This window comes from Pseudoalteromonas shioyasakiensis, from assembly GCA_013391845.1.
GTDB lineage: Bacteria > Pseudomonadota > Gammaproteobacteria > Enterobacterales > Alteromonadaceae > Pseudoalteromonas > Pseudoalteromonas apostichopi.
Genome location: CP058414.1, coordinates 635,387 through 647,812, shown reverse-complemented (window position 1 = coordinate 647,812; position 12,426 = coordinate 635,387). Strand labels below are relative to the sequence as shown.

Here is a 12,426-nt window from a genome sequence, read left to right as displayed (position 1 = left end):
TTAAGCGTCTCTATATACTTCAGCTAAAATTTTATCGGCACCTTGCTCAAGTAGCTTTTCAGCAAGTGTAATACCTAACTGCTCTGCGTCAGCCACTGGACCTGTCACTTCATCACGCAGCATTTGGCTGCCATCAATAGCGCCCACTAAACCACGTAAATGCACTTGCTCACCCTCAACTAGTGCAAATGCACCAATTGGTACCTGACAGCCACCTTCTAAATGGCGGTTCATCGCACGCTCGGCATTTACACGAATCCGTGTTTCATTATGCTCAAGCGGAGCTAGTAGCGCTTTTGTAACCTCATCGTCAATACGACATTCAATACCTACTGCGCCTTGACCATTTGCAGGTAATGATACTTCAGGCTCAATAAAGGCAGTGATGCGTTCTGGCATTTCTAAACGAATTAATCCCGCAGCAGCTAGGATAATTGCATCATATTGACCATCATCTAGTTTTGCTAAACGGGTGTTAACATTACCGCGTAAATCACGAATATCTAAATCAGGACGCGCTTCGCGAATTTGGCATTGGCGGCGTAAGCTTGACGTACCAACAATAGCACCTTGTGGTAACTCATCTAAGCTTTTGTAGTTGTTAGATACAAATGCATCACGAGGGTCTTCACGCTCACAAATTGTGTTTAAGGCTAAGCCTTCAGGAAACTCAACAGGTACATCTTTCATCGAATGCACCGCAATATCTGCGCGGCCATCAAGCATGGCTTGTTCAAGCTCTTTTACGAATAAACCCTTACCACCAATCTTTGCCAGTGGCGTATCAAGGATAATATCGCCTTGCGTCGACATAGGAACCAACTCTACCGTTACGTCGTCATGGAAGTGCTCTAATTGAGCTTTAACAAATTCTGCCTGCCATAAAGCAAGCGCACTTTTACGGGTAGCGATACGAACTAGTTTTGTTGTCTGTGTCATGAAAAATCCAATTAATTATCAGGCTGATACTAAATGTTACTCAGCTAAAATTCTAAACTCTTTTTGGGCCAGCAAGTTGCCATCTGCGTCAATAACCTCAACACGCCAATCACCGAGCTGCTCTGGCATGATGTTTTTTGTTGAATAAGTACGAAAACGCGGGCTACTTACAGCTAATTCAATAGAAGCAAGCTGCTGGCCTTGGTAATACCATTGATGACGAACAGTTTGCCCCTGCATATTTCTAAGCTCACTAAAAAAGCTTAAGCTATTACTAATTTGCGCTAATTTTACATCGTTTTTTAGAACATTGACTGGTTCTCGATCAACAACATCGGTTGTTAATACTGCGCGACTTACTTTGTCTGTATCTATTTTAGCGCCGATTGCAACACTGGCAATATGTGCTGAGTGTGAAAACTGCTGCTGAACATCGGGTACTGCAGCAACCTCTATTTGCTCTTCAGTTTGCAGTGGTTCTTCATCGGGAGTGACAGCTGATGTTTCAGGCAGCTGTTGCCCATCAAAAACCGGCTCACTCACGATCTCTGTATCTACTGTATTTGCTTCAGGTTCAGCTACGTCTGCGATAACGACCTCTGTAATAGCACTTTGTTTACTATCAGTAACCGCTGGTTGCTCATTCACTGGTGATGCAGTCACTTCTTTTGGTTCTTCTTGTTTGGCATCATTTAAAGGAGCTTGTAACTCAACACTTGCAAGCTCCGATTGCGGCTCATCCTGTGCTGATTGCTCAGCATTTACAGCCCCAATAAAGCTATACACTAATATAGCCAGTGCAACTAAGATGACACTGCTGACCATAAAAATACGTCGCCAATGCCATTGATAAGTGACCGCCGTAGAAGTTGAATTAACTGCTTCAACAGTATTCATATTTGCTGTAATTACAAGTTTCTTTGTCATGTTGGCCTCTAAAACCAAAAATTAACTCAAGCGAGCAATTAACCACTCACGAATAGCGATTAGTTCTTCACCACAAACTTGGTGCGCCATCGGGTAATCTTGCCAGCTTACTTCCATGTTGTTAGCGCTAAGCACATCAAATGCCTGCCTACCTGCATTATGTGGTACCACATCGTCAAATCGACCATGGGCCATAAAGATGTTTAAGCCTTGCTGCTTGATTTCATCGGCTAATTTATCTGGCACGCACATATAGGTTGATAGTGCCATTACACCCGCTAATCTATAGTCGAGTCGTGGCGCTAAGTGTAGCGATACCACACCACCTTGAGAAAAACCTGCAAGAATAATTTTGTTAGCAGCAATCCCTTTTGCAATTTCTTGATCAATAATCGCAGCCACTTTTGCAGCGGATTCACGAACCCCTTGCTCATCGGCACGCTTATCTAAATCCATTGATTTAATATCGTACCAAGAGCGCATCGCCATACCACCATTAATGGTGACTGGTTGCACAGGAGCATGAGGAAACACAAAACGCACTCCAAGCTCTGCTGGTAGTGCTAGTTGTGGTGCCACTGGCGCAAAACCATCGCCTGAATCACCTAACCCGTGTAACCAAATGACTGTTGCTTTATGTTCACTCTGTGCTGGATATTCAACAAACTCTAAACTCATAGTTCTGAGCGCCACTCGATAGGTTGCCCCGCTTGACGTGTTGCTGCATCACACATAAATTGCCAAAACTCAGCACCCGAGCGGTTATCAATCCACTTATCATCGCGTAGTTCAAAATGGTGACCATTAAATTTCGTCGCAACCCAAACTTGATGAAGTGGTGCTTGCTTGTTGATCACTATTTTACTGCGATCTGGGAAGATGATTTCTAAAATACCTGACGCTGATTCATAATCTAAGTCGGCATCACATTCATCGATTTGCTCTTCAATAGTTAGCATTAATGCATCGGCTAGTGTGTGGTATTCATGATCAGTCATTTTAATGTCCTTTAACTGGCTTTAAGCCTAGATCTGGAGGCAGATTGTGTACATCAAGTGTAACAGGAATAAATTCATCCGCGAATAGCTGCATTTTTTAAATATTCTGTTACTCTGCGATTATAAAGCCAGCAATCGTATTAATCTAATGAAAGAGACTCATAGCCAAAAATTAAAAACAATCTTACCACTTAGCGCCCTACTTCTAACCCTCGCCGGTTGCGGACAAAGTGGTGCTCTTTATCTACCAGATGATACTGCACAGCCTAAAGAATCTCAGCCGCAGGCTGATCCATCCGAACAACCAGAGCAAAAACAGGACCAATAGATGGACTTTTTTAACTACAATAATAATCAGCTGTTCGCTGAAGACATCGCTGTCAAAGAGCTGGCAGAGCAATACGGTACACCGTGTTATATCTATTCGCGTAAAACCTTGAAGCGCCATTACCATGCCTTTGCTGATGCAGCAAAATCGCATAAAAGTTTGGTGTGCTATGCCGTAAAAGCCAACTCTAATATTGCAGTGCTCAATATTTTAGCGCGGCTTGGTTCAGGTTTTGACATCGTCTCAAAGGGTGAGCTTGCTCGTGTAATCCAAGCTGGAGGGGACGCCAGTAAAGTGGTATTTTCTGGCGTTGCAAAAACAGCCGATGAAATTGCGTATGCACTTGAATTGGGGATCAAATGTTTTAACGTTGAGTCAGTGGCTGAGCTTGAGCGTATTTCAGAAGTGGCTACTTCTCTTAACCATGTAGCGCCTATTTCGATTCGTGTAAACCCAGATATTGATGCTAAAACGCATCCTTATATCTCAACAGGTTTAAAAGAGAATAAATTTGGTATTGATATTCAAACTGCGGTGACAGTATATCAACACGCTGCATCTCTGCCTGGTTTAAAAATTACCGGTGTAGATTGCCACATTGGTTCGCAGCTAACAGAAATTAAACCTTTCTTAGCTGCACTTGAAAAAGTGCTAACACTTATCGAAGAGTTAAAAGCCGCTGGCATAACACTTTCACACCTCGATATTGGTGGCGGACTGGGTGTGCCATATAACGGCGAAACACCACCTCATCCAAGTGAATATGTTGATAAAATTACCGCTCGATTAGCAGATTACCAAGATTTAGAGCTGATTTTTGAGCCTGGTCGTGCAATTGCTGCAAACGCAGGCATTTTAGTCACCAAAGTTGAGTTTATTAAACAAAACCAAGATAAGTTCTTTGCTATTGTTGATGCGGGTATGAACGATATGTTACGTCCATCGCTATATCAAGCTTGGCAAAATATTGTGCCGGTTGAACCTCGCGTAGATGATACGCCTACTCACAACTACGACATTGTAGGCCCTGTTTGTGAAACCGGTGACTTTTTGGGTAAAGACCGCGAACTAGCGCTACAAGCCGGTGACCTTTTAGCGCAGCGCAGCGCTGGTGCGTATGGTTTTACCATGAGCTCTAACTACAACTCGCGCCCTCGTGTTGCAGAGATTATGGTGGATGGTCAGCAAAGTCATTTAATTCGTCAACGTGAAACCTTAGAAAGCCTATGGCAAGGCGAGAAAATTTTACCATAAACGTTTTTATAACCGGGCAGCTCTGTGGCATGATTAGCTCAGAGCAATCCTGAATTAGAGCGTTATGTTAGTTAATTTCTCAAAAATGCACGGCCTAGGTAATGACTTTGTTGTTATTGATAACATTACTCAAAATGTTTTCTTATCTCGTGACCAAATAAAAAAGCTGGCAGATCGCCATTTCGGCATTGGCTTCGATCAACTACTTATGGTTGAAGCCCCTTACTCTCCTGATCTAGATTTCCATTATCGTATTTTTAATGCCGATGGTAACGAAGTTGAACAGTGTGGCAATGGTGCGCGTTGTTTCGCCCGCTTTGTTCGTATGAAAGGTCTTACCAATAAGCATAAGATTTCAGTTTCAACAAAATCTGGCAACCTCACTCTTTATATTGAAAAAGATGGCCAAGTTACGGTGAATATGGGCCACCCAAATTTTGAGCCGAACAAAATCCCATTTAAAGCCAGCAAGCGTGAGCTAACTTATATTCTTCGCACTGAAGAACATACTGTATTTAGCGGCGCAGTTTCAATGGGTAATCCACATTGCGTTTTAGAAGTTGATGACATTCATACAGCAGAAGTTACCACTCTAGGACCACTGCTTGAAAATCATGAACGTTTTCCACAACGCGCAAATGTTGGTTTTATGCAGGTAATTTCACAAGATCACATTAAACTTAGAGTGTGGGAGCGTGGCGTAAGTGAAACATTAGCATGTGGTACAGGTGCCTGTGCCGCAGTCGTGGTTGGACAAATTCAAAGTAAACTCGCAAGTACCGTACAAGTCGACTTACCAGGCGGGAGTTTGCAAGTACGCTGGCAAGGCGAAGGCCATCCTGTTCGGATGACTGGCCCTGCTGAGCATGTATTTGATGGACAAGTGGCATTATGAGCAAACTAACAGAACAACAAATTGCTGAATATTTAAAAGCACACCCTGATTTTTTTATTAAAAATCCTGATGTACTCGCTGAAGTTGAACTACAACAGCAAACAGCTGGTGCAACGTCTTTGGTGCATATTCAACAGCGCCAATTACGTGAACACAATACGTTATTAAAAAATAAGATTGAGCAGCTCGTTGAACAAGCAAAAGAAAACGAGTTAATTTACCGCTTATTTAGCGACTGTCATCGTCAGTTATGGACTAACTATGACTTTACGACACTGGCTAGCAACTTGCGCAATATTATCTGCACAAATCCATCCATTAACGAATGCCACTTAGTTAAGTACGATAAAAAGTTTGATGAGTTAATTGCTCACCGCCTGCAAAACGACGGCATTTACTTGGGCCGAGTAAGTCAGCAAGAAAGAGACTTACTATTCTCAGACACGACTCAATCGACTGCTTTATATCTAATTGGTAACACGAAACACCCTGTCGCAATTTTGGCGTTTGGTAGCGATGACGTAAGTCACTTTGAACCGGCAAAAGACAGCTTTTTTGTCCTTGAGTTTGTGCGCTCATTACAACTGCGCTTATTGGAACTTGCATGAGCGATGTGAAGACGCCAGACATTGATGAATTAAGTGATGCTTGGCGAACACCCATCCAACTTTTTGCAGACTACTTACGCTACGAAAAACAATACTCAGCGCACACAGTTAACCAATACACGAGCCAACTAGGCTTTGCAGCGTTGTACTTTAGTAAACTCTGTGAAAACTGGTTTGCGGTACAAGGTGAGCATATTCGTCGTTACAGCATGCAAATGCGTAGCAAACAATTAAGCGGCCGCACAATCAGTTTAAAACTGAGCTGTATTCGCAGTTTATATAAATTTTTAAAAGCCAAAAATATTGCCAGTCAGGCACATTATCATAATCCGGCAGAAGCCATTAAAGGGCCTAAATTTTCCAAGCCTTTACCCAAAAATTTAGACGTTGATCAAATGGCTAAACTACTAGAATTGCCAGATGATGATCCTTTAGCCATTCGTGACAAAGCTATGATGGAATTAATGTATTCATCAGGTCTGCGAATTAGCGAGTTAGTTGGCGCTAACATACAGGATATAAACCCTACTGAAGGTGAAATTTTAGTCCGTGGTAAAGGTAACAAAGAACGTTTATTACCTGTTGGCAGTAAAGCACTCAGTGCATTAAAAGCATGGTTGAAAATTCGTCCTCAATTTGCGCATCCAGATGAAATAGCGGTATTTGTTAGCAGCCAAAAGAAGCGAATTTCCGTGCGCCAAGTTCGCCTTCGTATGCAAGAATGGGGTATCAAACAAGGGATCAGCTCGCAAGTGCATCCACATAAGTTACGCCACTCTTTTGCTTCACATATCTTAGAGTCGTCAGGAGATCTACGTGCCGTACAAGAATTATTAGGACACAGTAGTTTATCTGCAACTCAAGTTTATACGCATTTAGATTTTCAACATTTAGCTAAAGTGTACGATAACACCCATCCACGCGCTAAAAAGCGCCCAACATCAGAGTAAACTCTTGTAATTATGATCCGATTTAACCGTGCCTTATCGCCAGTTTCTGTTTTAAGTTTTGATTTAGACGACACACTTTATAACAACCATCCGATCATTAAATCAGCCTTGCAAGCACAAGCTGATTACCTTGAGGCGTTAGAACAATGGCCAGCGGATAGCATGAGCTATTGGTTAGAGTGCCGCGATAATGCTTTAAGACAAGATGCGACTCTAATCGATGACGTTACGCGCTGGCGACAAACAGCCTTACACTATGCCATGACCAACCTTGGTTTTTCTGCTGAGCAAGCTAAGTTTCATGCCGAAAATGCATATCAGGCATTCGCTGATGCCCGTAGTAAAATAACCGTATCTGATGAGGTACTTGAATTACTTACTAATCTCAGCAAACACTACCGCCTCATCGCCATCACCAATGGCAATGTCGAGGTAGAAAAGTTTAACCTTCATGGCATTTTTGAGTTAGTACTACAAGCCGGTCCACACGGAAAAGCGAAGCCGCACAGCGCTTTATTTGATAACGCTGCAAAACAGTTAGAGGTTACTCATAATGAAATTTTACATATCGGCGATAGCCTAGATACTGACGTACAAGGTGCAAATAATGCAGGTTGCCAAAGTGTTTGGCTAAACAACCAAGCAACTCAATATCGTTATCTTGGGTTAGCTGATATTGAGATACGCAATATCATGGCACTCAATCATTTAGTTAAAAAGTAACTTCTTTCAAAATTTGCTTTATGCTGAGTAAATAACAAACAAAAATAGAAAGCTTATGGCAGAAGAATGAAGGCTCTACTTAAATTAATATTACTGTGTTCTCTTAGCTTAAATGGTTACTTCATATGGCAGTTATTTTCCCCTGAAAAACCAGTAATACTAGAGGCAGACGCACCAACGCCTAAAGTAAAGAAAAGCGCTGTTTTACCAGCCCACTTTCAGCAAGCGGTTGTGTTGTTTAGTAACCACTTATTCGACAAAGCTGTTGCTGAATACACGCAACTACTCACCAATGATCCACACTATGCAAAACAACTTAAACAAGCTTGGCAACAGCAACTTGAGTCATGGCTTTCCCATAAAAATTTCACCTTAAGTGAGCTATTTTTAACGGCTTTTTTAAATAGCCACCCATACGATGTCAGCATGCTTGAATTTGATGCTAAGCGTTTAATAGCACAAGGTGATACCCAACAGGGAATTATCAATTTACTGGCTCTTAGCAACCAGTTAGACAGCAATAAAAAGCAACAACTTAGCAAACAAATAGACGAGCTAAGCACATCCTTTATTGGTGAGCTTATAGCGGCACAACAGTGGCAGGTATTACATAGTAGCAGTCAACACTGGCTTGATTACGCCCCAGGTAACGCACATTACCTATATGCCAATGCATTAGCAAACTACCATTTAGAAGATTATGTAGCTAGTCAAATCATCCTAGATCAACTTCCTGAAAATCATGAATTTAAACAGCAAGCTGAGCAATTACGCCAATTGATACAACAAGCCTTAGCAGGTGTTGACGTTATAAAATTAACCGCTCGAGGTTCACACTATCTAATAACCGGCATCATCAATGATGATGTCGAAACCGAGCTAATGATCGACACTGGCGCTAGTTTTACGGTCATAAACCAAACATTATTAAACTCGCTTAATACCCCTCCTAATTACCTTGGCACATTGCAAGTAAACACAGCTAACGGCGTTATTGAAGCTCAGCGTTATCAGCTCGAGTCATTTCAAATCGGACAACAGCGCATCAGTAATTTTGAAGTGTTGGTAATAGAAAATCATGCTGGTTATGGCTTACTAGGTATGAACTTTTTAGAGAATTTTAAGTTTAATATCAATCAGCAAGTGAATGAGTTAGAGTTAACAAAGAACAATTTTTAAGGACAAGCAATGACTCTTAATGAATTTCTTTCGAAATTAGCAAGCTCACCGCAACAGATTGAGTTTACCGATACAATGGCAGTAATAGACAACAATTATGACTTTATTCCAAGCGGTTTTAACAATCATGGGCTGCTTAGCGAAGCAAATGAAAATAATGGCTCGTGCAAAATTTTTGCCTTTGCAAAACTTAATCAACTAAGTAAGCAAAATACCCTAGATTGTTTTGGCGCATTTTATCGTGAAGAAGTATTAAAGAACCCTGAAGGGCAAGACCACATGAATATTCGTACCTTTATGCTTGCTCCTGAAGCCACCCCTTTCTTAGGAATTACATTTACCGAGCAAGAAGTACTTAAAGCGAAGTAATCTAAGCACAATAATCAAAGGCTTTTTTCCATAAAATAACGGCAACCGTCGAGCGGGTAATTTCTCATCTCATACTTTACTTGGTAGCCGTTCTTTTCGTAGAAAGGTTTGGCTTGAAAATCGAGAGTATCGAGTTGCGCGGTGTTTGCACCAAGCGCTTTAGCCTTACTCTCTAATTCGGCTAACAATCGTGTCGCAAGGCCTTTACCACGCGTCTTATCATCACACCAAAGCCAACTTATTATCAGCCAGTTGCCAAACACTTGGCCGTGAATACCTGCTACAACACTGCTGTTTTTAGCTATGAACTTAAAACCAAGAGGAATACGTTCGGCATTAAAATGCCCAGCATTGTAAGCAACAATATGTTCTCTTAGCTGGTTGTTTAGTTCAGCTGAGTCATCACTTTTTAATTGATACATAGCATACCTTTAAAATGTTATGACTCAGTATACGCTTATATCCTTAATCAGTATAAGTGGTTCTTACCATAAGGAACTTCGAGCATATTACTAGCCAGCTTTTCTGGCTGACCACACATTTCATCATAAGCACTTGTGTGGCGTAATACCATGTCACCATAACTTAAATGATCGAGACGCTTTTGAATGTGCAACGGGCTAATATCGCGGATAAACTCACCTTGCTCATCAGTAACATAATATTCAACGTTATTGATCACCACAGACACCTGATACAGCGCCATTTCCAACGAATGAAGGATAACCTTTTGCAGTGGTTGGTGCGCTGCAAGTTCAGATAACTTAATTGCCATGTCGAACCCCTTTTGTATGGTAGTACTTCTTATACGCGGGTTTGATATACTGTGATCAAATTAATTGTACAAAAATCACTCATGACTGAAAAAGTACGACTTGCCAAATTTATTGCCCATGCAGGTGTTTGCTCTCGAAAACAAGCATCGCGCTTGATAGATCAAGGTGAGGTAACAGTAAATGGCCGTGCTGCAAATCATATAGATCACGTTGATGAACATGATGATGTGATTGTACGTGGCGAAAAAATTTCAGAAAAAGCGCCACTAACCTACTTTGCGTATCACAAACCCGTTGGTATTGATTGCAAATTAAATGCTGACGACCCAACCAGTCTTATTCATAGTCTGCCTAAAACCACTCGCGTTTACCCAATTGGCCGGCTCGACAAAGACTCCCGAGGTTTGTTGATTTTGACCAATGACGGTGAGTTTTGTAATCAACTGATCCACCCTGATTATCATCAACCCAAACGCTATTTAGTTACGGTAGATAAGCCTCTTGATAGCGTCTTCTGTGACAAAATGGCAGATGGCGTACCCGTAGATAAGCAAATAACCCTTCCTTGTGAGGTGACTCAAGTGACCGAAACGCAGTTTTACATCGTCTTAAAACAAGGCTTAAACCGGCAAATACGAAAAATGACACGTTATTGTGGCTACAAAGTCATAGACCTTTACCGCACAGATATCGCAAAGCTTTCACTCACCACGCTGAATTTGCCCGAAGGGCACATAGTCAGTATCAAAAAAAGTGACATTCTCTAACAAAAAAGTTTGCATTAATTGATTACAAGTGTAATCTTAAAATAAAGATTACATCTGTAGGTATAAAAATGATTGAACTTTCTAAAGCAGAATTCGAAGTATTAGATGCGGTATGGCTTGGCTACCCTGCCACTGCAAGTGAAGTAATTGCGCGTTTAAGTGACGATAAAGAATGGCACGAAAAAACCATTAAAACACTGTTGAGCCGTTTAGTTAAAAAAGGCGCACTAAGCTTCGAAAAACAAGGTCGCCAATATAACTACACCCCTTGCATCGCCCGTGAAGAATACACATTAAAAGAAAGCCAAAGCTTTATTGAACGCTTCTTTAATGGCCGTATTGCGCCATTAGTGAGTGGTTTTGCTAAATCAGAGCAACTCTCGCAACATGATATTGATGAGCTAAAAAAGGTCATTGATGATTGGGAAAAACAGCAAAAGTAAGGCTTTGTTATGTTAGATGCATTTTTTAATTGGCTGTTAGATCAACAGCTTTTGATCTCATCTGCAATTATGTTTTTATTGCTGCTAGAGCGAAAGCTACTAAGTCAGCTGTCGGCACGCTTGGTTTATACACTTTGGGTGCTTTTACCTATTGGTTTATTTTTAGCGAACCTACCAGATCACTTAAAGCCGATACAAAACAACTTTATCAGTAAGCTGACTATCACGCCAAACACAGCAATAATGCCGCAATTTACACCAACTTGGTTCGCTGTTTATGCCCTTGTAACTGCTGCGCTGCTACTCACTGCCGTTTACTTTCATTACCGCTTTTTAGCCAAACTGCAATTAGAGCAGATTACAGTCGACCATCACAGTATCCAAAGTCTGTGCTTATATCAAAGTAAACAAATAAGTTCACCTATGGTTGTGGGCGTTATTAACACCAAGTTAGTGCTGCCAACAAATTACCATAGTCACTACGACAACCTTGCTTTAGCACTTATTTTAGAACATGAATCAGTGCACATTAAACGCAAAGACAACCTAATAAACGCCATCGCTTTAAGTGCCACTATTTTGCTGTGGTTTAACCCTCTTGCGTGGCTTGGTTATGCGAGCTTGCGCCGTATACAAGAGCTTTCATGTGATGAGCAAGTGCTCAAAAATAAATCGACAGAACAACGAATTTTATACAGTAAGGCATTAGTGCACTGTGCAAGCTTTAGTAGAGCAGGCTTAATGGCTTATTCACAATACGGAGATAAAAACACCATGTTACAACGTCTAAATCAAATAAAGCAGATCGATAACAGCTCATTTATTGCAAAAACAGCGTTAGTTATTTTTACAGCGGGCATGCTTAGCAGCTTTGCCATTGCAAAACAGCCTATGTCAGTTGAAAAGACAAAAGACTATCAAGCGGTTATGCGCGTAGAGCCGATATACCCAATTCAAGCGGCAGAGCAAGGCATTAGCGGTTCAGTCGTTTTGAAATACGATATTTTACCAAGTGGCGCCACCAGCAATGTTAGTGTGGTAAGTGCGGAGCCTGAAGATGTTTTCAATCGAGAAGCGAAAAGAGCCTTAAAACAATGGCAATATGCGCCATCTGAATCTGGCTTTAAAAACGCCTTAGTACAACTCGACTTTGCCTTAGACGAAAACTATCAAGCAAATGATTTAATTGAGAAAATTAAAGTTAGTTCGAAATAAGCAGTAACAACTTAAGACCCTAAAGCAAGCGCCTTATTTAAGCCGCTTGCTTTGT

Annotated in this window: 17 protein-coding genes; 11 read left to right on the top strand and 6 right to left on the bottom strand. The window is 41.3% G+C overall.

Annotation, left to right across the window (positions count from 1 at the left end):
• From hemC to cyaY, 4 genes are read right to left on the bottom strand one after another with little or no spacing between them, the layout of a single operon-like run.
• On the bottom strand, window positions 1–939 hold the full coding sequence (gene hemC / locus HYD28_02945; GenBank protein ID QLE08007.1) for a hydroxymethylbilane synthase: 939 nt from the start codon (window positions 937–939) through the stop codon (window positions 1–3).
• A gap of 36 nt (window positions 940–975) precedes the next feature.
• Window positions 976–1,866 (bottom strand): DUF2914 domain-containing protein, encoded by an 891-nt coding sequence (locus HYD28_02940; GenBank protein QLE08006.1) that lies wholly within the window; start codon window positions 1,864–1,866, stop codon window positions 976–978.
• A 21-nt stretch (window positions 1,867–1,887) separates the two neighbouring features.
• Entirely contained in the window at window positions 1,888–2,544 is a 657-nt protein-coding gene (locus tag HYD28_02935) for an alpha/beta fold hydrolase (protein ID QLE08005.1), read from the bottom strand.
• Complete coding sequence (gene cyaY, locus HYD28_02930; protein QLE08004.1) at window positions 2,541–2,864, bottom strand: iron donor protein CyaY; 324 nt, start codon at window positions 2,862–2,864, stop codon at window positions 2,541–2,543. The genes HYD28_02935 and cyaY overlap by 4 nt, the downstream gene beginning before the upstream one ends.
• Before the next feature lie 148 nt (window positions 2,865–3,012).
• Between cyaY and HYD28_02925 the strand changes: the two genes are divergently transcribed.
• The 8 genes from HYD28_02925 to HYD28_02890 all read left to right on the top strand — a co-directional run bounded on the left by HYD28_02925 (window position 3,013) and on the right by HYD28_02890 (window position 9,170).
• The gene (locus tag HYD28_02925) at window positions 3,013–3,192 is read left to right on the top strand and encodes a lipoprotein (protein QLE08003.1); all 180 of its coding nucleotides are present in this window, start codon (window positions 3,013–3,015) and stop codon (window positions 3,190–3,192) included.
• Entirely contained in the window at window positions 3,193–4,446 is a 1,254-nt protein-coding gene (lysA, locus tag HYD28_02920) for a diaminopimelate decarboxylase (GenBank protein ID QLE08002.1), read from the top strand.
• Window positions 4,447–4,510: 64 nt separating this feature from the next.
• Window positions 4,511–5,341, top strand: a complete 831-nt coding sequence (dapF, locus tag HYD28_02915) for a diaminopimelate epimerase (GenBank protein ID QLE08001.1) — start codon at window positions 4,511–4,513, stop codon at window positions 5,339–5,341.
• Window positions 5,338–5,949: a DUF484 family protein gene (locus HYD28_02910; protein ID QLE08000.1), complete on the top strand. Its 612-nt coding sequence runs from the start codon at window positions 5,338–5,340 to the stop codon at window positions 5,947–5,949. The genes dapF and HYD28_02910 overlap by 4 nt, the downstream gene beginning before the upstream one ends.
• Window positions 5,946–6,899 carry a tyrosine recombinase XerC gene (locus HYD28_02905; protein ID QLE07999.1) on the top strand — a complete coding sequence of 318 codons (954 nt, stop codon included), beginning with the start codon at window positions 5,946–5,948 and terminating at the stop codon, window positions 6,897–6,899. Before HYD28_02910 ends, HYD28_02905 begins: the two co-directional genes overlap by 4 nt.
• Before the next feature lie 12 nt (window positions 6,900–6,911).
• Window positions 6,912–7,622, top strand: coding sequence for an HAD-IA family hydrolase (locus HYD28_02900; GenBank protein ID QLE07998.1), 711 nt, complete (start codon window positions 6,912–6,914; stop codon window positions 7,620–7,622).
• A 66-nt stretch (window positions 7,623–7,688) separates the two neighbouring features.
• On the top strand, window positions 7,689–8,801 hold the full coding sequence (locus HYD28_02895; GenBank protein QLE07997.1) for a clan AA aspartic protease: 1,113 nt from the start codon (window positions 7,689–7,691) through the stop codon (window positions 8,799–8,801).
• A gap of 9 nt (window positions 8,802–8,810) precedes the next feature.
• On the top strand, window positions 8,811–9,170 hold the full coding sequence (locus tag HYD28_02890) for a HopJ type III effector protein (GenBank protein QLE07996.1): 360 nt from the start codon (window positions 8,811–8,813) through the stop codon (window positions 9,168–9,170).
• A gap of 14 nt (window positions 9,171–9,184) precedes the next feature.
• Here HYD28_02890 and HYD28_02885 read toward each other — a convergent pair whose 3' ends face one another.
• The gene (locus HYD28_02885) at window positions 9,185–9,592 is read right to left on the bottom strand and encodes a GNAT family N-acetyltransferase (protein QLE07995.1); all 408 of its coding nucleotides are present in this window, start codon (window positions 9,590–9,592) and stop codon (window positions 9,185–9,187) included.
• 47 nt (window positions 9,593–9,639) lie between these two features.
• Window positions 9,640–9,945 carry a hypothetical protein gene (locus HYD28_02880; protein QLE07994.1) on the bottom strand — a complete coding sequence of 102 codons (306 nt, stop codon included), beginning with the start codon at window positions 9,943–9,945 and terminating at the stop codon, window positions 9,640–9,642.
• Between the two features lie 81 nt (window positions 9,946–10,026).
• On the opposite strand from HYD28_02880, the gene HYD28_02875 reads away from it, so the two are divergent.
• The 3 genes from HYD28_02875 to HYD28_02865 all read left to right on the top strand — a co-directional run bounded on the left by HYD28_02875 (window position 10,027) and on the right by HYD28_02865 (window position 12,371).
• Window positions 10,027–10,713: an rRNA pseudouridine synthase gene (locus tag HYD28_02875; GenBank protein ID QLE10471.1), complete on the top strand. Its 687-nt coding sequence runs from the start codon at window positions 10,027–10,029 to the stop codon at window positions 10,711–10,713.
• Window positions 10,714–10,781: 68 nt separating this feature from the next.
• On the top strand, window positions 10,782–11,156 hold the full coding sequence (locus tag HYD28_02870; GenBank protein QLE07993.1) for a BlaI/MecI/CopY family transcriptional regulator: 375 nt from the start codon (window positions 10,782–10,784) through the stop codon (window positions 11,154–11,156).
• A 9-nt stretch (window positions 11,157–11,165) separates the two neighbouring features.
• Complete coding sequence (locus HYD28_02865) at window positions 11,166–12,371, top strand: TonB family protein (GenBank protein QLE07992.1); 1,206 nt, start codon at window positions 11,166–11,168, stop codon at window positions 12,369–12,371.
• Window positions 12,372–12,426 lie beyond the last annotated feature (55 nt).

Excerpts from the sequence above, each read along its gene's own strand:
- dapF (QLE08001.1), top strand. The coding sequence starts at position 4,511 with ATGTTAGTTAATTTCTCAAAAATGCACGGCCTAGGTAATGACTTTGTT.
- hemC (QLE08007.1), bottom strand. The coding sequence starts at position 939 with ATGACACAGACAACAAAACTAGTTCGTATCGCTACCCGTAAAAGTGCG.
- HYD28_02910 (QLE08000.1), top strand. The coding sequence starts at position 5,338 with ATGAGCAAACTAACAGAACAACAAATTGCTGAATATTTAAAAGCACAC.
- lysA (QLE08002.1), top strand. The coding sequence starts at position 3,193 with ATGGACTTTTTTAACTACAATAATAATCAGCTGTTCGCTGAAGACATC.
- HYD28_02895 (QLE07997.1), top strand. The coding sequence starts at position 7,689 with ATGAAGGCTCTACTTAAATTAATATTACTGTGTTCTCTTAGCTTAAAT.
- HYD28_02935 (QLE08005.1), bottom strand. The coding sequence starts at position 2,544 with ATGAGTTTAGAGTTTGTTGAATATCCAGCACAGAGTGAACATAAAGCA.
- HYD28_02925 (QLE08003.1), top strand. The coding sequence starts at position 3,013 with ATGAAAGAGACTCATAGCCAAAAATTAAAAACAATCTTACCACTTAGC.
- HYD28_02865 (QLE07992.1), top strand. The coding sequence starts at position 11,166 with ATGTTAGATGCATTTTTTAATTGGCTGTTAGATCAACAGCTTTTGATC.
- HYD28_02880 (QLE07994.1), bottom strand. The coding sequence starts at position 9,945 with ATGGCAATTAAGTTATCTGAACTTGCAGCGCACCAACCACTGCAAAAG.
- HYD28_02875 (QLE10471.1), top strand. The coding sequence starts at position 10,027 with ATGACTGAAAAAGTACGACTTGCCAAATTTATTGCCCATGCAGGTGTT.
- HYD28_02940 (QLE08006.1), bottom strand. The coding sequence starts at position 1,866 with ATGACAAAGAAACTTGTAATTACAGCAAATATGAATACTGTTGAAGCA.
- HYD28_02870 (QLE07993.1), top strand. The coding sequence starts at position 10,782 with ATGATTGAACTTTCTAAAGCAGAATTCGAAGTATTAGATGCGGTATGG.
- cyaY (QLE08004.1), bottom strand. The coding sequence starts at position 2,864 with ATGACTGATCATGAATACCACACACTAGCCGATGCATTAATGCTAACT.
- HYD28_02890 (QLE07996.1), top strand. The coding sequence starts at position 8,811 with ATGACTCTTAATGAATTTCTTTCGAAATTAGCAAGCTCACCGCAACAG.
- HYD28_02900 (QLE07998.1), top strand. The coding sequence starts at position 6,912 with ATGATCCGATTTAACCGTGCCTTATCGCCAGTTTCTGTTTTAAGTTTT.
- HYD28_02905 (QLE07999.1), top strand. The coding sequence starts at position 5,946 with ATGAGCGATGTGAAGACGCCAGACATTGATGAATTAAGTGATGCTTGG.
- HYD28_02885 (QLE07995.1), bottom strand. The coding sequence starts at position 9,592 with ATGTATCAATTAAAAAGTGATGACTCAGCTGAACTAAACAACCAGCTA.